Origin of the sequence: Thauera sp. JM12B12, from assembly GCF_039614725.1 — a bacterium.
Classification (GTDB): Bacteria; Pseudomonadota; Gammaproteobacteria; order Burkholderiales; family Rhodocyclaceae; genus Thauera.
Genome location: NZ_CP154859.1, coordinates 483,858 through 503,765 on the forward strand (window position 1 = coordinate 483,858; position 19,908 = coordinate 503,765).

The window sequence follows — 19,908 nt, forward strand, 5'->3', positions numbered from 1 at the left end:
TCAGGCGCCCGGCGTCGGGAACAGGATGGTACGCATCATCTCCGCCGCGACACGCATGCTGGGCACCTTGGCCATCATGTCGTCGAGCGAGACGCGCGCCGTCGGTGCATGGCAGGCAATCGCGGCCACCGCCTTGCCGCCCTCGCCGAGCACCGGAACCGCGACTGCGATCATGCCGCGGACGAACTCCTCGTTGTCGATACCGAGGCCGAGCCTGGCATTGCGTGCGAGCTCGGCCTCGAGGGCGGTCATGTCCACCAGGGTGTGGGGCGAATAGCGCGTCAGCGTGAGGTTGGCGAGCATGCGCCGGCGTTCGAGCAGCGACATCGACGAGAGGAAGAGCTTGCCGCTCGCGGTGCAGTGCATCGGCACGAAGGTGCCTGGCTGCAGATGCATGCGCAGGGGTTCGGTGGTCTCGACGCGCTCGACGTAGAGCACGCGACCGGCGTCGGGTGCGGTGAGGTTGCAGGATTCGCCGAGCTTGTCGACCAGCGCGCGCAGCACGGCGCGGCACTCCCGGCGCATGTTGGAACCACGCAGCGTGCGCAGCGCCAGCGTGGTGGCGCGCGTCCCCGCGACGAAACCGCGCTCGGCAGGCAGATGGAGAACGTAGCCCTGGTCTTCCATGGCACGCAGCAGCCTCATGAGGGTGCTTTTCGGTACCCGCATGAGGCTCGCGAGCTGGGCCAGCGTGAGCGGCTGAGTGGACTCGGTGAGATGTTCGAGGATGGTGAGCGGGCGCAGGCGGCGCACGTCCTCGCTGCCCTCGTCGTGCACGCCGGCCGCGTCGTCCGGACGCGGTGCGGCGGCGTTCTGGTCCACGTTTCGTGATTCGCGTTTCAATTCCGTTCTCCGCGCGGCTTTTTCTTTGCCTGTTCTATTGGTGGATTAATAGTCACTATATCTTGTTTTTGAAACGTGGCATTCCATTAACAAGTTGGCAGGCAAGGTCAAAACAACAGGGGAGACAAACATGAGCCAGGCGCAGGCAAGGGATCCGGCCGAGGTGCGGCGCGTCGTCACGGCGAGCCTCATCGGCGCAACGATCGAGTGGTACGACTTCTTCCTCTACGGGGTGGTCGCGGGCATCGTCTTCAACAAGCTCTTCTTTCCGGCCGACGATCCGCTCGTGGCGACCATGCTGGCCTACGGCACCTTCGCCGTGGGTTTCGTCAGCCGCCCGCTCGGCGGGGTGATCTTCGGTCACTTCGGCGACAAGCTGGGGCGCAAGAGCATGCTCGTGATGACGCTCATGATCATGGGCATCGCCACCGTGCTGATCGGCCTCGTGCCGACCTACGAGCAGATCGGCATCTGGGCGCCGATCCTGCTGTTGGTGCTGCGCGTGGCGCAGGGCATCGGCCTGGGCGGCGAGTGGGGCGGGGCGGTGCTGATGGCCTTCGAGTACGCGCCGAAGGAAAGGCGCGGCTTCTACGCGAGCATCCCGCAGATCGGCCTCGCGCTCGGGCTGTGCATGGCCTCGGGCGTGGTGGCGCTGCTGTCGTGGCTGCTCAGCGATGCGCAGTTCCTGGCCTGGGGCTGGCGCGTGGCCTTCCTGCTTTCCTTCCTGCTCGTCGTGGTGGGCATGTACATCCGCCTCAACGTGATGGAGACGCCCGAGTTCGCCAAGGTCAAGGACGCCGGGGAGGAGATCAAGCTGCCGATCAAGGAGGTGATCACCAAGTATCCGGGGAACGTGCTTGCAGGCATGGGGGCGCGCTACATCGACGGCGTCTTCTTCAACGTCTTCGGGGTGTTCTCGATCGCCTACCTCACGCAGACACTCGACATCCCGCGCACCGACGCGCTGCTCGGGGTGATGGCGGCGGCGCTGGTGATGGTGGTGACGATTCCCTTCTTCGGCGGCCTGTCGGATCGCATCGGGCGCACCCGGATCTATTTCTGGGGCTCGCTGCTCACCGGGCTGTCGGCCTTCGCGGGCTTCTGGCTCATGAAGCACTCGGGCGGCAGCCTCACCACCGTGTGGTTCGCCATCATCATTCCCTTCGGCGTGTTCTACGCGGCGGTCTATGGCCCCGAGGCGGCGCTCTTCGCCGAGCTCTTCGACGCAAGGGTGCGCTACTCGGGAATCTCCTTCGTGTATCAGTTCTCGGGCATCTTCGCGAGCGGCATCACGCCGATCATCGCCACCTACCTGCTGCAGAAGGGCCACGGGGAACCCTGGCTGATCTGCGCCTACGTCGGCTTCGCGGCCGTCGTGAGCGCATTGTCTGCACGCTGGATCGGGCGCCGTAAGCGTGTCGGGGCGGCGCTGCGGCCTGCCTGCGCGGACGGCTGAGTCCAGCACGCCCGCGCGTCCGGATGGTCGTGCAGGCTTGTGCAGTCGTGACAGGCGCCCCGATGGGCGCCTGTCGCGTTTACGACGCCTGCGCCGCAGGTGTGCGCGATGTATCTGGAAAACGGTCGAGGCCAATAAACGGGTGTTTTGGTGCGATTCTGGTTCACTTTCGCGTCATCGCGTTTCAGTTCGAGCCTCAACTCCTGATTTTTGTTGGTTCCGTGTATGGCTGCATCAATAGTTCGTATGCGTTCTATTGAAACGCAGCGTTTCATAAAGATCGCATAAAGCCATACCAAGAACAGCAGCATCGTGTCCTCAGCGGTGCAGTCAGGAGACCTTCTCGATGTCCATTGAAGCTGATTACATCGTCGTCGGCGCCGGCTCGGCCGGTTGTGTGCTGGCCAACCGCCTGAGCGCGGACGAGCGCAACCAGGTGCTCTTGCTCGAGGCCGGCGGCCGCGACAGCAACCCCTGGATCCATATCCCCGTCGGCTACTTCAAGACCCTGCACAACCCCAAGCTGGACTGGTGCTACCGGACCGAGCCCGACGAGAAGGTCGCCGGCCGCGAGATCCAGTGGCCGCGCGGCAAGGTGCTGGGCGGTTCGAGCTCGCTCAACGGCCTGCTCTACGTACGCGGCCAGCGCGAGGACTACGACCGCTGGGCGGAGCTGGGCAACGAGGGCTGGAGCTTCGACGAGGTGCTTCCGTACTTCAAGAAGTCCGAGGACCAGGAGCGTGGCGCCAGCGCCTACCACGGCGTGGGCGGACCGCTGAAGGTTTCGGACCTGCGCCTGCGCCGGCCGATCGCCGACCACTTCATCAAGGCGGCGCAGGAGATCGGCATCCCCTACAACGACGACTACAACGGTGCGAGCCAGGAAGGCGTCGGCTACTTCCAGCAGACCGCCCACAAGGGTTTCCGCTGGAGTACCGCGAAGGGCTTCCTGCGGCCAGCCATGCGGCGCTCCAACCTGCGCGTCGAGACCCATGCCCAGACCTTGCGCATCCTCTTCGAGGGCAAGCGCGCGGTCGGCGTGGAGTACCTCCAGGGCGGCGAACGCCGCGTCGCCCGGGCGCGCTGCGAGATCGTGCTCGCCGCGGGCGCCATCGGCTCGCCCCAGATCCTGCAGAATTCGGGCGTCGGCCCGGTCGAGGTGCTGCAGCGGGCCGGGGTGCCGGTGCTCCACGCGCTGCCTGGCGTGGGCCGCAACCTGCAGGACCACCTGCAGGTGAGGCTGGTCTTCAAGACCCGCGAGCGCACCCTGAACGACGAGGTGAACAGTCCGATCCAGAAGCTCTGGATCGGACTGCAATACATGCTCTCGCGTACCGGACCGCTGACCCTTGCAGCCAGCCAGGTGGCGATCTTCACGCGCTCCTCGCCCGAGGTCGAGCGCCCCGACATCCAGTTCCACATGCAGCCGCTGTCCGCCGACAAGCCGGGCGAGGGCGCGCATCCGTTCTCGGCCTTCACGTCCTCGGTGTGCCAGCTGCGGCCGTGGAGTCGTGGTCATATCGAGATACGCTCGGCCGATCCGCTCGCCTATCCCGCGATCCACGCCAACTACCTCGGCGACGAGCGTGACCATGCGGTGGTGATCGGTGGCGTCAAGGTCGCGCGCCGCATCGCCGAGGCGCCTGCGCTCAAGCCCCACATCATCTCCGAGTTCGTGCCGGGCGCGCAGTACCAGAGCGACGCCGAGCTGCTCGACGCCGCGCGCCGCTACAGCCAGTCGATCTACCACCCGGCTGGCACCTGCAAGATGGGCACGGACGAGGAGGCGGTCGTGGACGCCCGCCTCAGGGTGCGTGGCCTCATCGGCCTGCGCGTGGCAGACGCCTCGATCATGCCCGAGCTCGTCTCGGGCAACACCAACGCCCCTGCCATCATGATCGGAGAGAAGGCCGCCGACATGATGCTCGCCGACCGCAGCTGACGCCGCGACCGCAACCACTTATCACAAGAGCGCTTTCAAACAGGGCCATCGAGCCCACCCATCCAAGAGGAGACACACCATGAGCAACGAGACCAAGCTGGATCGCCGCGGCTTTCTGCGCATCGCCGGCCGCTACGGGCTGACCTCCACCGCACTCGCGGCTGCGGGCATGGTCGGCCCGCTGAGCTTCGAGGGGCTCGCCCGCGCTGCCTCGCAGACCGCGGACGCGCGCAATGCCTCGACGCCGCTGATGACGCTCAAGTTCGGGGCCTCGGGCTTCAACGAGAGCAACCTGAAGATCCAGGAGTCGGGCCAGCTGTGGTTCGCCCAGGAGCTGGAGAAGCGCACCAATGGCGCGCTGAAGATCGAGTTCATCGGCAGCAACCAGATCTGCAACCAGCTCGACTGCGTGAAGAAGGCCCAGCAGGGCATCGTCGACATCTTCTCGGCCAGTACCCAGAACTCGGCTGGCTCGGCGCCGTACTACAACGTGCTCGACTTCGCCTACATGTTCCCCTCCCGTGCGGCCCAGCACTACTTCTTCTACCACCCGAAGAGCGAGCAGCTGTTCCGCGAGCCGATGCGCAAGCGCCACAACATCCAGTTCCTGTACACCCACTGCGAACTGCGTGGCCTGATGCTCGGCAAGAAATTCGCCGACCGGCCGACGGTGACCACCATCGAGGAACTGGCCGGCACCAAGAACCGCGTCACCGGCACCCAGCTCGGCCGCATCGCGATGCAGCTGATGAACCTGAACCCGGTGCCGATCGCCTGGGAAGAGACGCTCGACGGCCTCAAGCAGGGCCTCATCGACGGCGCCGAGACCTGGATGGGGGCGGCGGCCTACGCCAACATGGCGCCGGTGCTCGCGCAGGCGGTTGACCTGAAGTTCTTCTGCGGCACCGAGCACACCGCGATGAACAACGCCACCTTCGAGAAGCTGCCTGCGGCCATCCAGGACATCGTGCTGGAGGTGGCCTATGACGCGCAGCAATACACCCAGCGCGAGCAGGAGCGCGCCCTGGTCGAGGTCGTCGGCGCGGTGCCGAATCCGGGGCCGGACACCGTTTTCGCCAAGAACGGCGTGCGCGTGGCCACGCTCTCCGACGCCGAGATCCTGAAGGCCGAGAAGATGTGCTCGCCCGAGTACAACCCCGAGCCCTGGGCGGAGTGGCGCGAGCGTCTCAACAAGATGTCCGGCGGGCAGGACGTCTACAAGGAGATCTTCACCATCGCGCGCGAGATCCCGCGGGACACCGCCGTCGCCGACGTCAAGCCGCGGCGCTGGTGGCAGTCCGCCTGACGGCCGACAGGCAGCCCGATCTGCCGCAGGCCCTGCGCCGGCCCGCCAGCCGGCCGGCGCAGGGACGCCCCACCCACTTCGGAGCACTCCCAATGGCCTATCTCCTGGCTCTCGTCCGGTGGCTCGACCGCAACGCCGAACGCACCCTGATCCTGATCGCCTACTCCAGCATGGCGCTGATCATCGTCTACGCGGTGTTCGAACGCTACGTCTTCAGCACCCAGATCCCCTGGAGCTCGTCGATCCCGATCTACCTGTTCCTGTGGGTGACGTGGATCGGCTGCGCCTACAACGTGCGCAAGCGCACTCATCTGGTGTTCAACGATCTCCGCCTGCGCATGCCCTACGGGGCCCAGTTCGCCTGCATGTGGCTCGACGCCATCCTGTGGGTCGGCTTCGGCTCCATGGTGGCCTGGTTCACCATCGAGCAGACACAGCTCGCCTACGACAACTTCGCCATCGTGCAGGGCACCGACAACGTCATGCAGTGGTGGTTCTACCTTGCCACCCCGGTCGGCTGGTGCCTGCTGATGTTCCGCGCCCTGCAGAACCTCGTCGAAGACATCGGCCGCTACCGCCGTCGCGAACCCTTCCTGGTCGACATCCAGGCCATCGGTGGGGACTGAGGAGACATCATGGACAATTCGATTCTCATCACCCTGGTCTCGCTGGGCGTCGTCGTGCTGTTCCTGCTCGGCGTGCCCATCTTCCTGGTCATCGGCCTGTGGGTCACCGGCGCGTCGCTGGTCATCGACTTCACGCTCGCCAACATCGGCGTGACGCTGTTCGAGGGCCTGAACTTCTTCGGCCTGCTTTCGCTGCCCTTGTTCATCCTCACCGGTGACCTCATCGCCGCGGCGGGCATCGCCAAGCGCCTGGCCGAGTTCGCCCACGCCTGCCTGAGCTGGATGCGCGGCGGCCTCGGCCTGGCCACGATCGGCTCCTGCGGGCTGTTCGCGGCCATCTCGGGTTCCAATTCGGCGACCACCGCGACCATCGGCGGCATCATGCACCCGCTGCTGGTGAAGGATGGCTACGACAGCCGCTTCGCGGCCGCCACGGCTGCGGCCGGTGGCACGGTCGGCATCATCATTCCGCCCTCGATCATCTTCATCGTGTATGGCTTCCTGATGAACCTGTCGATCTCCGACCTGTTCGTCGCCGGGATCCTGCCGGGCATGCTGATGGTGGTCGCGATGCAGGCGGTGTGCTGGTGGATGTGCCGCAAGCATGGCTGGGGCTCCGTCTCGCCGCTCGACGTGGGGCGCGTGGTGCGCTCGGCGGGCAGTGCCTATCTGGGCTTCTTCGCCATCTTCATCGTCATCTTCGGGATCTACTCGGGGATTTTCTCGCCCACCGAGGCGGCGGCCATCACCGTGGGCTTCTGCCTGATCGCCGGCCTGATCGTCACCCGCGAGATCAGATGGCGCGCCTTGCCCGACATCCTGCTGCGCTCCGGCCAGCTCACCGGCATGCTGGCGCCGATGATCGCCATCTCGATCGTGATGCAGCAGGTCTTCGCCCTGCTCGGCGCCGCCGAGACGGTGCAGTCCTTCATCGCCTGGTTCGGCAGCGGCGACATCGTCGTGCTGCTGGTGTGCATGGGCATCGTGCTCGCCGCCGGCACGATCCTCGAGAGCCTGCCCGTGACGGTGATCTTCGCTCCCATCCTCGCGCCGATCGCGGTCGCGGCGGGGGTCGATCCGGTGCATTTCTCGGTGATCTTCCTGGTAGGGGCCGCGATCGGGTTCATCACGCCGCCCTTCGGTCTCAACCTCTTCGTCGCCAGCGGCGTGACGGGCATCCCGTATTCGAAGCTCGTGCGCTTCGCGCTGATGTACATGATGGGCCTCACCATCTCCTGGCTCATCATCGCCTTCGTGCCCTGGCTGTCGCTCGGCTTGATCCCGCAGCCCGGCTGAGCCCGGCCCCGCGCTTCGTCAGGCGCCCACGATCCGCAGCCGACCGCCCGAGCGGTCGGCTGCGGATTCTTCATCCTGCGGCGCACGGAAGGCGGTCGGGGTTCTTATAGCAATTGGTTTTATAGATAGGGGTGATTCAGAACTCTGCTCGTCTTATTCTCCCGACACATGATCTTTGTCAGGGAGGCCATCCCGAGCCGTTCGGGTGCGGGCTCTCCTTGCATGTCGTCCATCGGGGGAGTCATCCATGCTCGAGTTGCTGATCGGTTTCGTGGCCCTGGCCGCCTTTCTGGCGATCTCCTACTTCAGGGGACGCACCAAGAAGGAGGGCGCGCTGGACACGGCGCTGTCCTCGCCGGATCAGGTCGCGCGCCTCTACCTGCGGCATTCGCCGGAAACGGATGCCTACTGGCTCCACGTGCAGTTCCGCAATGGCCGCAAGCGCGTGCTCGCCGCGCCCTGGGAGCTCGATGACACGCTCGGCCGGCTCGAAGCCCGGGGGCTCCGTCTGGACGAAGCGGACCGGGCCCTGCTGGCAGCGGCCGAGGCTTCGGTGGTGCGCACACGTCAGCTCGCGGGCAACCGCGGTCGGACGGCGGCCGGCGCACCGATGCGCGCCAGCGCCTGAGGCTGACGTTCAGGCCTGCGTGGGCGCGCAGAACGCGTGAATTCATCTAGGCTGAAACAGGGTGTCGTTCGGGTCATGAGGCGGGGGCTAAACCCGCAGACTGATTTGCTGCGTTATGTTGCATTGTTTGACAGATTGCCGGTCCCAGCCGAAGGACCAGCGGCTCCTGCCCATGCACCCAGAGGGCGCCCACGTGTGCAGGCGCCTCAGCGCAACCAGATCGAGTCGAGTGCCTGCGACTTTGGTTTGTTGCTCACCCCCCGAGCATGCAACACACACCGTGTGGACCTTCGTATGGTTGCGCGATCTCGCGCCGCTTTACGCACGCTTCAAGGCCTTGGCGTGTCGCGTGGTCCGAGTAGCGATCCGATGATTCTGGTTGGGCTGTGGCCATACGCGACGATCGATGGAGCGGGCTCGTCGCGCGATCGGTTGTGTGGGCGCGACGATGGCTACGGCTGGCTGTGTGGGGGTGTCAGGGTCAATTACACAGCTTGGCCGACTCTCGCACCGAGAACGCGCCTAGCTTGATACGCAGTTCCGCGCATCGTGGACGAACTGTTTGATCGTGGGGTGGTTCAGTTCAACCGCGTCATCCAGGATGGGGCGCGGGTGCGCGCGCATGCGAAGGCAGTCAGCTTCCAACGCCGCGACCGACTCACCCGCTTGCTGACCAAGGCGAGCGAGCAGATCGAGCGACTCAAGCCGAAACTTTACTCCGATCCGGCCGCGACGCACCGCCGCCAGCAGGCCGCCCAGGAACGTGCCGCACGCGAGCGCTGTGCGCGCCTGCCCTGGGCGTTGGCGTCCCTCTGCGAGTTCGACAAGGTCTCCAAGAAGAAGGGGAGCGCGGCCAAGCACGTGCGTGGCTGCGCGTGAGCACCGCCGACCGCGAAGCGCGCGCGATGAAGATGGCTGGCTGCCGCTTTCGCCGTGCCCCAAAACGTGCAATTCGCAGTCGATGCCGATAAGCAGATCATCCCTGCAATCGAGCTCCCCAATGCCGGCATCGACATGCAGAAAATGGCGTCGATGCATGCCCAAATTCGCCGGATGTACGGCCGCACCTCAACCCAGTGGCTGGTTTGCGGCGGCCTTGCCAAGCTGGAGCGCCCCAAGGCGCGCAGCGCCGCTGACACCGAACCTAACGTACCCGTGCCAGTGAGCCGCAACCTGGCCATCGGTTCGCGCATGACCAACATCGGTGACGGTGCGACCCTCGCTCGATGGCATATCCGCATGGGGACTGCTGGGGTGGCTGATATCCACAACGCATGATCCGTCCCGTTCTGGCATGCGCTTGCACAACGTGATGAGGGCGGCGCCTCTGGAGACCGCGCTGGCCCTCTGCGCAGCGCGGCACACCACTTCACCACAGAAGCCCATGCGCTGGGAGGTGCCTTCGAGTACTCGGCCGTCTTCGCCAGCGAAGCCCTCCTCGATCACGTGGCTTTGATAACGGGTTTCTTACTCTGCGGCTTTGTACCTAGGCAGTTCAGGCTAGCCTAGCCAGCCACCCTCAACGTCGCCCCGAAGAACTTTCTACGGTCGATATGGGGTGTTGGTACGCAGGCTCCGAGTAGGACGGCGGGCGTGGAGTCGCTCGACATTAATGACGAGACAACGTCCCGCAAGATCTTTAGAACGGTTCCCGGCGGGGCCTTGGTGCCTTGTGCTATGCGCGTAATTTGACAGTTCACGGGGCTGGCATGCCGAGGTTGTAAGAGTCTTCGATATTTGCACGAGTTATTGATGCATAAGCCTGGGTGATGCATTGGCCGGAAATTGACCGTTTGTGGTCCGTAATCGGCTCCTCAAGAATACGCATCGAGGCAGCACGATTCCGGCTTGTGGGTTGGGCCATCCGGAAACGCGGCGCATGGTGCCCGCTTACGGACTCAACGGAAAACTCGCCTCTAAGGGCTGTTCAGATGTGTGAGGGGGCTGCATCGGGTGAGGTAAGCGGTGCGGATCCTCAGCGTCGGAGCGTCGCTAGAACATTCACGGCAGAGTACGCGCGGCTGCGCGATCTCACTCAAAAAAGGGAAAACGCTCATGCGGTCTCCGCAAACTTACGATCCGAACTATGACCCCCTGTATGCCGAATCGCCCGGCACGGCGGTGGATTACCCACCCACTTACTGGCGCTATCACGCGGGCGAGCCGCCGGAAGACGATGGTCCGGTCAGCGGCGACATGGACGTCGATGTCGCCCTTATCGGCGGCGGCTTTACCGGTCTGGCGACTGCGCTGTTCCTGGCGCGCGAACATGGCATCAAGGCGGTGGTGATCGAGGCCAACCAGATTGGCTGGGGCTGCACCAGCCGCAATGGCGGCCAGGGACACCTGGCCTGGGGGCGGCTGAGCCGCAGCCAGTGGGTGAAGAAGTGGGGCGCCGATGTGGCCCGCCGCCTGCACAAGAACAGCTTGGAGGGCTATGAGGTGTTCCGGGCGATGACCGAAGACGCGGAGATCGACTGCGAGCCGCATGGCGAAGGTAATTTGCTGATCGCCCATAGTGCCAAGGCGATGGCCGGGCTGGAGGCCGAGTCGCGCCTGTGCAATGAGGTATTGGGCTACAAGACCCGAGTGCTGACCCGCGACACGGTACTCAAGGAGTACATTGGCGACCAGGAGTGCCAGGGCGCCATGCTGGAGCCGGTGGGCATTGCGGTGCAGCCGCTGAAGCTGGCCTATGGCTATGCGCGCCTGGCGCGCCGGTTGGGGGCGCGCATTCACACCGGCAGTACGGTTCAGAACTGGACGACGGTAAACGGGGTGCATCACTTACGCACGCCGGGCGGCACGGTACGGGCGAAAGCGGTGGGCGTCTGCACGGCGGGCTACACCAGTCCAAGCCTGCACAAGCTGACCGCCTACAAGGTGATGCCGATCATGGCCAACTCGGTAGTGACGCGCGAGTTGACCGATGACGAGGTAGCGGCCTGCGGCTTTCGTTCGACGCTGTTGACCACCGACACCCGTAAGCTGCGCTATTACTACCGCTACCTACCCGAGAAGCGCTTGCAGATCGGGACGCGCAGCGCGATCAGCGGTGGCGATGCCGAGAACCCGAAACATTTGCGCGTGGTGCAGGAGGCGATTGCGCGCAAGTTCCCTGCGCTGGCGGGTATCGAGACGCCATTCTTCTGGCATGGCTGGATGGATATCTCGCACGACATGATGCCTCGCGTGGTGCAGCCCGATCCGAAGCAGCAGGTGTTCTATTCGCAGGGCTACTCGGGCAACGGAGTATCGTTTTCCGCCTACGCGTCGAAGCAGTTGGCAACGTTGATTGCCGGCAAACGCTTGGCAGATGCGGATCTGCCGATCTTCAGCTCGCCGCTGCCGAGCCACCCGCTGCGGCCGATTCGGCGGTTGGGGCAGCACGCGCTCTATACCTATTTCTCCTTGTGCGACCGGTTCCTCTGATCAGGCGGGATGGGGCGCCCAATCTGGTACATCCACTCGTCCAATAAATCGACCGCGGCGATTGAGGCATGCGCCTTACTGATCGCATCGACCGACATTTCAAGGTTTGTCGACGGCCACCGATTTGCGAAGGATGAAATTCAAACTTGGCGCACACACGGCGCCGGTTCTTGCGAGAGTTTCCAACGACACATAACAGCAGCACCGTACGACCTGCACGACACACCATAAGGCGCCGCTAACACGGGCCCGTACCAAGTGCAGGAGAGCATCCACACGAGGAGACAAAAGAATGGAACATGTACTCAGACACAGCCCGCCCCGCAGCGGGTCGGCGACATCGCTGTTCGGCGACTATGACCACACCTTGTTCTGGCCGGTCCTGACGGTATACATCGCCATCATGGCCTGCGCCTTGCTGGTGCCGGAGGGCACCGGCGCCTGGCTGGTGGGCGTGCGCAATTTTCTGATCTTCAACTTCGGCTGGGCCTTCCTGCTCGGCGTCGGCGTCACGCTGTTCTTCTGCCTTTACCTAGCGATCAGCCCGTATGGCGACCTGAAGCTGGGCAAGGAAGATGCCGTGCCCGAGTTCTCGTTCGCCTCGTGGGTGTCGATGCTGTTCTGCTGCGGCCTGGGCATTGGCTTCGTGTTTTTCAGCGTGGCCGAACCACTCACCCACCTGCATGAATCGCCGCACGTGATCGACATGGGCGCGGCCGGCAAGGAAGCCGGCATTGCCAAGGCGGTGCAGATCACCCTGCTCGACTGGGGCATGCATGGCTGGGCGCTGTACGCGGTGGCCGCCTGGGCGATTGCCTTCCCGGCCTACCGGCTGGGCAAGCCGCTGACCGTGGCAACCGGCCTGTACGGCATCCTCGGCGATCGCTGCAACAGCAGCCTTTGGGGCCGCCTGGCCAATGGCCTGGGCATTCTGGGCACCATCGGCGGCAACGCCACCATGATCGGCCTGGGCGTGGCCTCGATCAGCTACGGCATCTCGATGCTGTTCGAGATCGAGCTGGGCACCTTCGGCAAGGTGATGGTGATGATGGGCGTGATCATCGCCTACGTGATCTCGGCCGCCACCGGCGTCGAGAAGGGCATCAAGTTCCTGAGCGTGGCCAACATGGTCATCGCCGGGCTGATCGTGCTGGCGCTGATCGTGTTCGGCAACGCACCGGTTCACTACCTGCTCAACCTGACCACCCAGCAGTTTGGCGACTATTTCGGCTCAATGCTGACGATGTCGTTCTGGAGCGATGCGGGCAACGTGACTCAGCGCGAGTGGCTGGGCTGGTGGGTGGTGTTCTACTGGCTCTGGTATGTGTCCTACATCCCGTTCTGCGGCGGCTTCATCGCGCGCATCTCGAAAGGGCGCACGCTGCGCGAGTTCGTGTTCGGCACCACGCTCGTGCCGATGGTGCTGGCGATCGTGTGGTTCAGCGTGTGGGGCGGTTCGGCCGGCTACACCGAGGTCAATGGCATCGCACCGCTGTGGGAAGGCGTCCAGGCAAACCCCGAGTCCGGTGTGTACATGCTGCTCAACTCCATGCCCTACGGCTGGTGGCTGAGCCTGGCCGTGCTGTTCTGCACCATCGTGTTCGCCGTCACCACCTCCGACTCGGCCTCGTTCTTCGTCGCCATGCAGGTGTCCAACGGCGAGGAAAACCCCCGCGTGTCGATGCGCCTGCTGTGGGGCGTGGTGATCGGCCTGACCGGCATCGTGTTCCAGCTCACCGGCGGATTCACGGCGATCAAGTCACTGGCCATCGTGGTCGGCGCGCCCTTCTTCGTTGTGGGCATCGCCTACATCGTGTCGGTCAATCGCATGCTCCGTTCGGCCAAGGCCGGGCAGATGTAAGCGCGGCACCACACCGACGCCCTATCCCCCAGGCGGCGCCCCGGCACCGCCCTTCTCCCCCAATTCAAGGAAAACTCAGATGACCGAAGCAGAACTGGACGCCATGTTCGATGCCTTCAACCGGCACGACATCGACGCCGTGCAAACCTACTTCCATGACGACGTGGTGTTCGACACCGTGGCCGGGCCGGAAGCCCATGGCACCCGGATCGTCGGCAAGCAAGCCGTCATGGCGCAGTTCGAAGCCACCTGGGGCACGATGCCCGATGTGCAATGGATCAATGGCAAGCACTACTTCGCACAGGATCGCATCGTGTCGGAGTCGACCTTTGTGGCCACACAGCCCGACGGTTACCGCCATCACGCCGACAGCGTGGACCTGTTCACCCTGCGTGACGGAAAGATCATCCGCAAGCAGGCCTTCCGCAAGCAACGCCCGCTGCTCGACCCGGTGTAAGCCGCCGGGCGTCCGCACCGATCCACCCACCCACGGAAAGACCATGTCATACACATTCGAAGGCGGATGCGCGCACATCCGCACCCATTCCGATCATGCCCCCATCGACAACCACATCTGCCATGGCGCCGCCACGCAGCACCGCACCGGCCAGGCCGCAGCGCAGGTGGCTTATTTCAACCATGACGAGCTGGTGGTCGAGAACATCGAGCTGGTCGAACGCCAGCCCTTCGATGTCGAGGACTCGTCCAATCCGCTGGTCTTCGCCACCTGCCGAAGCTGCGGCGCACCGATCATGATCGGCGACCAGCTCGGCCGCATCCGCGGCGTCATTCCCACGCTGATGGGCTACGCGCCGGGCTTCCCGGCGCCGACCTACCACGCCAACCGAGACCCGGCCGCTCCGGCGCCGGACGACGGCCTGCCAGCCCACGCCGGCCTGCGCCCGGACTTCGTCTGGCCACCGACGATGTAAACGGCGCACCGCCGCGCGGATCACCCCGACCGCCACCCCGCCATTGCGTGCGGCGTGGCGGTCGGCCGTTAACCGGGGCCGAAAGGCGGCTCGAGGTCGAGCCAGGCGCAGAACTCCGCCGCCGCGGCCGACAGCGGCTTGTCGCTGCGCCAGGTCAGGTAGTAACCGGCGTCGCAGCTGATCGGCGCGTCAAACGGACACACCAGGAAGGGCTCCAGCCGCGAGCCGCTCACGAAGTCGTCGTAGAGGAGGCAGGCGCCGATGCCCTCGATGGCCATGCTGGCCGCGATGGCGTAGCTGTCGACATGGATGCGTGCCGGACGCTCGGCCGCCTCGGGGTGGTACACACGCTTCCAGTCGAGCCAGCCATTCGGTGTGCCCAGCACATCGATCAGCGGCATATGCGCGAAGCCCTCTGCGCGGTGCAGCCGGTTGGCGTGGGCGATCGAACAGTACGGCCGCAAGGTATGCGGCAGCAGGTTGCGGGTCTCGAAACCGGGCCAGCTGCCATTGCCGTAGCGGATCTCCAACTCGGTATTGGCCGCCTGGTATTCCAGATCCCAGTTTGTCTGCAGCATGCGCACCGACAGCTGCGGGCGGTGAGCGATGAAGCGTCCGATGCGCGGCGCCAGCCACAGTTCGCCGAAGGTGTTGTTCACATGCAGCTCTAGCACCCCGTCGGCCGAGGAGCTGAAGATGCTGTTCATGCCGGAATTCAGCCGCTGTAGCCCTTCCCTGACGACATCAAGAAGGGCGCGCCCCTCGGTGGTCAGTTGAACTGAGCGCGTCTGGCGCAGGAACAGGTCCTTGCCGAGCTTGTGTTCCAGCAGCTTTATCTGCTGGCTGACGGCTGACTGGCTCAGGTGCAGTTCTTCGCCTGCAAGCGAGAAACTCAGAAGCCGAGCGGCCGCTTCGAAGGTTCGGAGCCAGTTAAGTTGAAGGTTACCAATTTTCATGAAAACCTCTCAGTCCAGTTCGGATTGGAGGGCGGCGGTTTGGTGCCGTGCTGCCCTCTGTTCGCACCTTGATCTGTTGCGGGGGCCTACGCGCCGGCCAGCGAAAACTAGTCTTACCGTTCCGAGATAGCAATTTTGGCCGTTCGGAACTGCAGCCCGGGAAGGTCGGAGAGCGAATTGTTGTCAGATCGTGGCCCTGGCCGCCTTTCTGGCGATCTCCTACTTCAGGGGACGCACCAAGAAGGAGGGCGCGCTGGAGACGGCGCTGTCCTCGCCGGATGAGGTCGCGCGCCTCTACCTGCGGCATTCGCCGGAAACGGATGCCTACTGGCTCCATGTGCAGTTCCGCAATGGCCGCAAGCGCGTGCTCGCCGCGCCCTGGGAGCTCGATGACACGCTCGGCCGGCTCGAAGCCCGGGGGCTCCATCTCGACGAAGCGGACCGGGCCCTGCTGGCAGCGGCCGAGGCTTCGGTGGTGCGCACACGTCAGCCTGCAGGCAACCGCGGCCGGACGGCGGCCGGCGCACCGATGCGCGCCAGCGCCTGAATCGCGGCTGCGGCGTTCAGCCCTGCGCGGGCGCGCTCAGGCGCCAGGCCCCCGGCTCGATCGGCAGCAGCGCGGCGACGGCTGCGGTGGCGATCACGTGCGTGGTCTCCTGCACCGGGTCGTGGACGTCCAGCCCGCCGAACACCATCGTCACCTCGGCGCGTCCGCGCGGCAGTGTGGCCGCGACCACCGCGGCATCGACCTTGTCCGGCTGCTGTACGCCGATCGTCACCTGGACGCGCATGTCGCGGTGGTCGTAGCCGAGCGACTTGAACAGCACGATGGAGGAGTGGTGCAGGGCGTCCTGCACCGCGCGGCAGGCGGCCTTGGTGTAGTCGCCGCCGTAGAGATCGTTGCCGGTCCCCATCTCGAGGATGATGCGTTTCTCAGTCATCGCTGCGCTCCATGTCGAAGGACACCACGAGGGCAGCGTTGGCGATCACGGTCGGATCGCTACCATCGGGCTTGCAGACGTCGAGGCCGCCGCGCACGACGCGGATCGTGGGCTGGCCATAGGGGAAGATGTCGAGCAGGACGGCGGTGTCGACCGCCTCGGGCTTCTGTACGCCGATCTCCACGTCGATCAGCATCGCCTCGCGCGGAAAGCCGAAGGCGGTCGCCACGTTGAGCGAGTTGTGCCACAGCGCGTCGCGGATCGCGCGCGCCGCGGCCTGGGTGTAGTCCTGGCTGCGGATCGAAGTCCCCATGCCGAACTGCGTGACCATGCGAGTCTTGGCCATTGTCGTGCTCCTTGGTCGGGTGTTTCCGGGCGACGGGGCGGCCGCCGTCCGGTGCGGTCAGCCGGGTGTGTAGCTCCGGATGACGAAATGCTTGGTCGTGGTTTCGATCACCTCCCAGTAGCCGCGGAAACCGTCCGGGATCAGGAACGCATCGCCGGTGCGGAAGGTCTGCGCGCTGCCGTCGGCCGCGATCAGGCGGACATGGCCGCTGATGATGTAGCAGAACTCGTCGCGGTCGGTGAAGGCATGCCATCGCCCGGGCGTGCTGGTCCAGGTGCCGGCGATGAAATCCCCGGCCGGGTTCTCGAAGAAGGTGGTGCTCTGATGCTGCGGGTCGCCGTCGACGACGCGACCGGGCAGGTCGGCGAGCCGTCTGCGCTCGCGCTGTCCGTCGTCCTGGCTGAAATCGATGACCTTGATCGTCATTGTGGTGGGGCCTCGTCGGTCGATGCAGGGCAGTGTCCGGGTGTTCCTTTTCGGCGTGCGCTTCAGCGCCGGTGGCGGCCACCGAACAGCTGCACGATGTCGAAGAACAGTTCGTTGTCCAGCCCGCGCGTCATGTCGGTGGCCAGGCAACGGCGATAGAAGGGGCTGAGGTCGAGGCCGACGCCGAGGCCGAGGATCTCCACGGCGCCCTGCTGCTCGCGGCGCGCGACCACGTCCTTGAGGTGGTTGTCGAGGTAGAAGGGGTCGTTGGCCAGCCCGGTCGCGCCGTCGGCCGGGCAGCCGTCCGAGATCACGACCAGGATGCGCCGCGCCTCGCCGCGCGCCAGCATGCGGTTGCACGCCCAGTCCACCGCCTCGCCGTCGATGCCCTCGCGGAACAGGTCGGCCTTGAACAGCGCGGCGATGTCGGTGCGTGCGCGCCGCCAGCTGCGATCGGCGTCCTTGAACACCATGTGGCAGACCTCGTTCAGGCGACCCGGACGGGGCGGGCGGCCGCGGGCCAGCCATTCGCGGTGGGCGCGGCCGCCGTTCCAGGCGCCGGTGGTGAAGCCGAGCAGCTCGGTGCGCACGCCCACCATTTCGAGCGCGCGGATCATGATGTCGACCATCATCGCCACCGGCTCGATGTGCGCCTTCATCGAGCCCGAGCAATCGAGCAGGAAGCTCACCACGCAGTCGGCCGCCGGCTTGTACTGCTCCTGGCGGAACAGGCGGCGCTCGGTCGGCGAGCTCACGAGCTGGCTCAGGCGGCGGCCGTCGATGTGGCCTTCTTCCTCGCCGAACAGCCAGCCGTCGCGCTGCGGCTCGGCGAGGATGGCGGCGAACATGCGCGCCAGCCGCGGCAGGTTGATGCCCTGGGCGGCGATGCGCTTGTCCAGGCGCTCGCGGTATTCGCGCAGCAGGGCCTTGCGCACCAGGGTGCCGGCCTGCACCTCGGTGTCGTAGCGGGTGGTGAATACGCGGTAGGCCTGTTCGGCGTCCTCGAAGGCCTTGCTGTGGCCGGTGAGGGCGGCGGCGATGCCGTCGTCGCCGCCTTCGTCGCGGTCGAAGTCGAGCAGCAGGGCGAAGCCGCGCCGGACCTCCTCGTCCTTCGCCTCGGCCTCCTCGTCGCCGGCCGAGGCGGCGGTCTCGGCCCGGATCGTCTCGGCCACGATGCGCGCGATCTCCAGCGCATGAGGTGCGAAGCGGCGCTGGTCGTGGCGATTGCGGCGGATGCCGGCGAGCGCGCTGCCGAGCTGGGAGACGAGCGAGAAGCGGGTGCTCTCGATGTAGTCCTCGGTTTCCTCCAGCACCGGTTTGGTGGTCAGCCGCGACCAGCAGATCTGCGCCACGGTGTACAGCAGGATGCCGAGCCGGCCCTCGGTGAGGCCGGAACGGTAGAAGGCGCGCGACCAGTTCTCGAAGCGGTGGTGGAGGTTGGCGGTCATGCCCGGCATGTCGGCCGGCGCGAGGGTCTCGACGCGCAGTTGCTCGAGCAGCTCGAACAGCAGGCGCTCGATCGGGTCGGCGGGGCACAGGCTGCGGTGCAGCGCGGCGTCCGAATGCAGCAGGCGCAGCGCCATGCCGTCGGCGGCGGCGCGACAGTCGGCGAAGTCGTCGTGGTCGGGGTCGATGCGCAGGTGCGGCGCATGCATCGGCAGCGGCCGCTCCCCGCGGTGCAGGCGCCGGCCGCGGTAGTGCAGCGCGGCGTCACCGGTCAGCGCACGCAGGGTGGCGGCGCACAGTTCCTCGACCTTCTGCTGCCGCTTCGCGTTCTGCTGCGCCGTCGCCATCATTGCGCTTCCGACGTGCGCATCCAGGATTCGTCCAGTTCCTCGCCGAAGCAGCGCTGGTAGTACTCGGCGACGATCGGGCGCTCGACCTCGTCGCACTTGTTGAGGAAGGACAGGCGGAAGGCGAGCGCCGGGTTGCGGAAGATCTCGCAGTTCTCGGCCCAGGTGATGACCGTGCGCGGCGACATCAGGGTGGAGATGTCGCCGGCGGCGAAGCCCTTGCGGGTGAGGTCGGCGACCGCCACCATCGAGGCGATCAGCTTGCGGCCCTTGTCGTAGTTCTTGCCCGGCACGCGCGCGAGCACGATCGCGACTTCCTCGTCGCGCGGCAGGTAGTTGAGCGTGGCGACGATGTTCCAGCGGTCCATCTGGGCGTGGTTCAGCACCTGGGTGCCGTGGTACAGGCCGGACAGGTTGCCCAGGCCGACGGTGTTGGCGGTGGCGAACAGGCGGAACCAGGGGTGGGGGTGGATCACGCGGTTCTGGTCGAGCAGGGTGAACTTGCCGTCGCGCTCGAGGATGCGCTGGATCACGAACATCACGTCGGGGCGGCCGGCGTCGTACTCGTCGAAGATCAGCGCGACCGGGCGCTGCAGCGCCCAGGGCACGATGCCTTCCTGGAATTCCGTCACCTGCAGGCCGTCGCGCACGACGATGGCGTCCTTGCCGACGAGGTCGAGGCGGCTGATGTGGCCGTCCAGGTTCACCCGCACGCATGGCCAGTTCAGACGCGCGGCAACCTGTTCGATGTGGGTGGATTTGCCGGTGCCGTGCAGGCCCTGCACCATCACCCGGCGGTTGCGGCTGAAGCCGGCGAGGATGGCCAGGGTGACGTCCGGGTTGAAGCGGTAGGCATCATCGACGTCCGGCACGTGGTCGTCGCGCTCGGCGAAGGCCGGCACCTTGAGATCGCTGTCGATCCCGAACACTTCGCGCACCGACACCATCCGGTCGGGGCGGCTCGACACACTTTCCGTCATGCCAGTCTCCTCGTCATTCCCTTGCCTGATACGCGCTCGCGTTGTGCGCAGCTGCGGTATCGCCGGGTGCCGATTGCAACCGGTGCTGCATCATAGACGAGTTTCAAAAAAACATTCAATACGTACCGTTTTTTAAAATTTGAG

General features: G+C 65.5%; 18 protein-coding genes and 1 pseudogene. 12 read left to right on the forward strand and 7 right to left on the reverse strand.

Annotated elements, in window-relative coordinates:
- The gene (locus tag AAG895_RS02075) at window positions 1–822 is read right to left on the reverse strand and encodes an IclR family transcriptional regulator (protein ID WP_345793912.1); all 822 of its coding nucleotides are present in this window, start codon (window positions 820–822) and stop codon (window positions 1–3) included.
- A 151-nt stretch (window positions 823–973) separates the two neighbouring features.
- On the opposite strand from AAG895_RS02075, the gene AAG895_RS02080 reads away from it, so the two are divergent.
- The 11 genes and pseudogenes from AAG895_RS02080 to AAG895_RS02130 all read left to right on the forward strand — a co-directional run bounded on the left by AAG895_RS02080 (window position 974) and on the right by AAG895_RS02130 (window position 14,322).
- Window positions 974–2,299 (forward strand): MFS transporter, encoded by a 1,326-nt coding sequence (locus tag AAG895_RS02080; RefSeq protein ID WP_345793913.1) that lies wholly within the window; start codon window positions 974–976, stop codon window positions 2,297–2,299.
- 346 nt (window positions 2,300–2,645) lie between these two features.
- Entirely contained in the window at window positions 2,646–4,241 is a 1,596-nt protein-coding gene (locus tag AAG895_RS02085) for a choline dehydrogenase (RefSeq protein ID WP_345793914.1), read from the forward strand.
- Between the two features lie 79 nt (window positions 4,242–4,320).
- The gene (locus AAG895_RS02090; RefSeq protein WP_345793915.1) at window positions 4,321–5,547 is read left to right on the forward strand and encodes a TRAP transporter substrate-binding protein; all 1,227 of its coding nucleotides are present in this window, start codon (window positions 4,321–4,323) and stop codon (window positions 5,545–5,547) included.
- Window positions 5,548–5,639: 92 nt separating this feature from the next.
- Complete coding sequence (locus tag AAG895_RS02095; protein ID WP_345793916.1) at window positions 5,640–6,173, forward strand: TRAP transporter small permease; 534 nt, start codon at window positions 5,640–5,642, stop codon at window positions 6,171–6,173.
- A 9-nt stretch (window positions 6,174–6,182) separates the two neighbouring features.
- Window positions 6,183–7,469, forward strand: coding sequence for a TRAP transporter large permease (locus tag AAG895_RS02100; RefSeq protein ID WP_345793917.1), 1,287 nt, complete (start codon window positions 6,183–6,185; stop codon window positions 7,467–7,469).
- A gap of 247 nt (window positions 7,470–7,716) precedes the next feature.
- Window positions 7,717–8,097 (forward strand): hypothetical protein, encoded by a 381-nt coding sequence (locus tag AAG895_RS02105; RefSeq protein WP_345793918.1) that lies wholly within the window; start codon window positions 7,717–7,719, stop codon window positions 8,095–8,097.
- A gap of 195 nt (window positions 8,098–8,292) precedes the next feature.
- Window positions 8,293–9,442, forward strand: a pseudogene (locus AAG895_RS02110) (IS5/IS1182 family transposase); the annotation flags it as partial.
- A gap of 710 nt (window positions 9,443–10,152) precedes the next feature.
- Window positions 10,153–11,529: an FAD-binding oxidoreductase gene (locus AAG895_RS02115; RefSeq protein WP_345793919.1), complete on the forward strand. Its 1,377-nt coding sequence runs from the start codon at window positions 10,153–10,155 to the stop codon at window positions 11,527–11,529.
- A 292-nt stretch (window positions 11,530–11,821) separates the two neighbouring features.
- Window positions 11,822–13,390, forward strand: a complete 1,569-nt coding sequence (locus AAG895_RS02120; protein ID WP_345793920.1) for a BCCT family transporter — start codon at window positions 11,822–11,824, stop codon at window positions 13,388–13,390.
- Between the two features lie 79 nt (window positions 13,391–13,469).
- Window positions 13,470–13,847, forward strand: a complete 378-nt coding sequence (locus AAG895_RS02125; protein ID WP_345793921.1) for a nuclear transport factor 2 family protein — start codon at window positions 13,470–13,472, stop codon at window positions 13,845–13,847.
- 43 nt (window positions 13,848–13,890) lie between these two features.
- Window positions 13,891–14,322, forward strand: a complete 432-nt coding sequence (locus AAG895_RS02130) for a hypothetical protein (RefSeq protein ID WP_345793922.1) — start codon at window positions 13,891–13,893, stop codon at window positions 14,320–14,322.
- A gap of 68 nt (window positions 14,323–14,390) precedes the next feature.
- On the opposite strand, the gene AAG895_RS02135 is transcribed toward AAG895_RS02130, so the two are convergent.
- On the reverse strand, window positions 14,391–15,278 hold the full coding sequence (locus AAG895_RS02135) for a LysR substrate-binding domain-containing protein (protein ID WP_345793923.1): 888 nt from the start codon (window positions 15,276–15,278) through the stop codon (window positions 14,391–14,393).
- Window positions 15,279–15,468: 190 nt separating this feature from the next.
- Here AAG895_RS02135 and AAG895_RS02140 point away from each other — a divergent pair, with 190 nt between their 5' ends.
- The gene (locus AAG895_RS02140) at window positions 15,469–15,825 is read left to right on the forward strand and encodes a hypothetical protein (RefSeq protein WP_345793924.1); all 357 of its coding nucleotides are present in this window, start codon (window positions 15,469–15,471) and stop codon (window positions 15,823–15,825) included.
- Between the two features lie 16 nt (window positions 15,826–15,841).
- Here AAG895_RS02140 and AAG895_RS02145 read toward each other — a convergent pair whose 3' ends face one another.
- The 5 genes from AAG895_RS02145 to cobS form a co-directional block, all read right to left on the reverse strand.
- Window positions 15,842–16,219 (reverse strand): Lin0512 family protein, encoded by a 378-nt coding sequence (locus AAG895_RS02145; RefSeq protein WP_345793925.1) that lies wholly within the window; start codon window positions 16,217–16,219, stop codon window positions 15,842–15,844.
- A complete protein-coding gene (locus AAG895_RS02150) occupies window positions 16,212–16,565 on the reverse strand; it encodes a Lin0512 family protein (RefSeq protein ID WP_345793926.1) in 354 nt (117 codons plus the stop codon). The genes AAG895_RS02145 and AAG895_RS02150 overlap by 8 nt, the downstream gene beginning before the upstream one ends.
- A 57-nt stretch (window positions 16,566–16,622) precedes the next feature.
- On the reverse strand, window positions 16,623–16,991 hold the full coding sequence (locus AAG895_RS02155) for a cupin domain-containing protein (RefSeq protein ID WP_345793927.1): 369 nt from the start codon (window positions 16,989–16,991) through the stop codon (window positions 16,623–16,625).
- 62 nt (window positions 16,992–17,053) lie between these two features.
- Window positions 17,054–18,787 (reverse strand): cobalt chelatase, encoded by a 1,734-nt coding sequence (locus AAG895_RS02160; RefSeq protein ID WP_345793928.1) that lies wholly within the window; start codon window positions 18,785–18,787, stop codon window positions 17,054–17,056.
- Entirely contained in the window at window positions 18,784–19,764 is a 981-nt protein-coding gene (cobS, locus tag AAG895_RS02165) for a cobaltochelatase subunit CobS (protein ID WP_345793929.1), read from the reverse strand. Before cobS ends, AAG895_RS02160 begins: the two co-directional genes overlap by 4 nt.
- Window positions 19,765–19,908 lie beyond the last annotated feature (144 nt).

Bases quoted from the DNA above. Each gene is read 5' to 3' on its own strand.
- AAG895_RS02155 (WP_345793927.1), bottom strand. From the start codon at position 16,991: ATGACGATCAAGGTCATCGATTTCAGCCAGGACGACGGACAGCGCGAG.
- AAG895_RS02115 (WP_345793919.1), top strand. From the start codon at position 10,153: ATGCGGTCTCCGCAAACTTACGATCCGAACTATGACCCCCTGTATGCC.
- AAG895_RS02080 (WP_345793913.1), top strand. From the start codon at position 974: ATGAGCCAGGCGCAGGCAAGGGATCCGGCCGAGGTGCGGCGCGTCGTC.
- AAG895_RS02085 (WP_345793914.1), top strand. From the start codon at position 2,646: ATGTCCATTGAAGCTGATTACATCGTCGTCGGCGCCGGCTCGGCCGGT.
- AAG895_RS02090 (WP_345793915.1), top strand. From the start codon at position 4,321: ATGAGCAACGAGACCAAGCTGGATCGCCGCGGCTTTCTGCGCATCGCC.
- AAG895_RS02100 (WP_345793917.1), top strand. From the start codon at position 6,183: ATGGACAATTCGATTCTCATCACCCTGGTCTCGCTGGGCGTCGTCGTG.
- AAG895_RS02135 (WP_345793923.1), bottom strand. From the start codon at position 15,278: ATGAAAATTGGTAACCTTCAACTTAACTGGCTCCGAACCTTCGAAGCG.
- AAG895_RS02145 (WP_345793925.1), bottom strand. From the start codon at position 16,219: ATGACTGAGAAACGCATCATCCTCGAGATGGGGACCGGCAACGATCTC.
- AAG895_RS02130 (WP_345793922.1), top strand. From the start codon at position 13,891: ATGTCATACACATTCGAAGGCGGATGCGCGCACATCCGCACCCATTCC.
- AAG895_RS02150 (WP_345793926.1), bottom strand. From the start codon at position 16,565: ATGGCCAAGACTCGCATGGTCACGCAGTTCGGCATGGGGACTTCGATC.
- cobS (WP_345793929.1), bottom strand. From the start codon at position 19,764: ATGACGGAAAGTGTGTCGAGCCGCCCCGACCGGATGGTGTCGGTGCGC.
- AAG895_RS02105 (WP_345793918.1), top strand. From the start codon at position 7,717: ATGCTCGAGTTGCTGATCGGTTTCGTGGCCCTGGCCGCCTTTCTGGCG.
- AAG895_RS02160 (WP_345793928.1), bottom strand. From the start codon at position 18,787: ATGATGGCGACGGCGCAGCAGAACGCGAAGCGGCAGCAGAAGGTCGAG.
- AAG895_RS02095 (WP_345793916.1), top strand. From the start codon at position 5,640: ATGGCCTATCTCCTGGCTCTCGTCCGGTGGCTCGACCGCAACGCCGAA.
- AAG895_RS02125 (WP_345793921.1), top strand. From the start codon at position 13,470: ATGACCGAAGCAGAACTGGACGCCATGTTCGATGCCTTCAACCGGCAC.
- AAG895_RS02120 (WP_345793920.1), top strand. From the start codon at position 11,822: ATGGAACATGTACTCAGACACAGCCCGCCCCGCAGCGGGTCGGCGACA.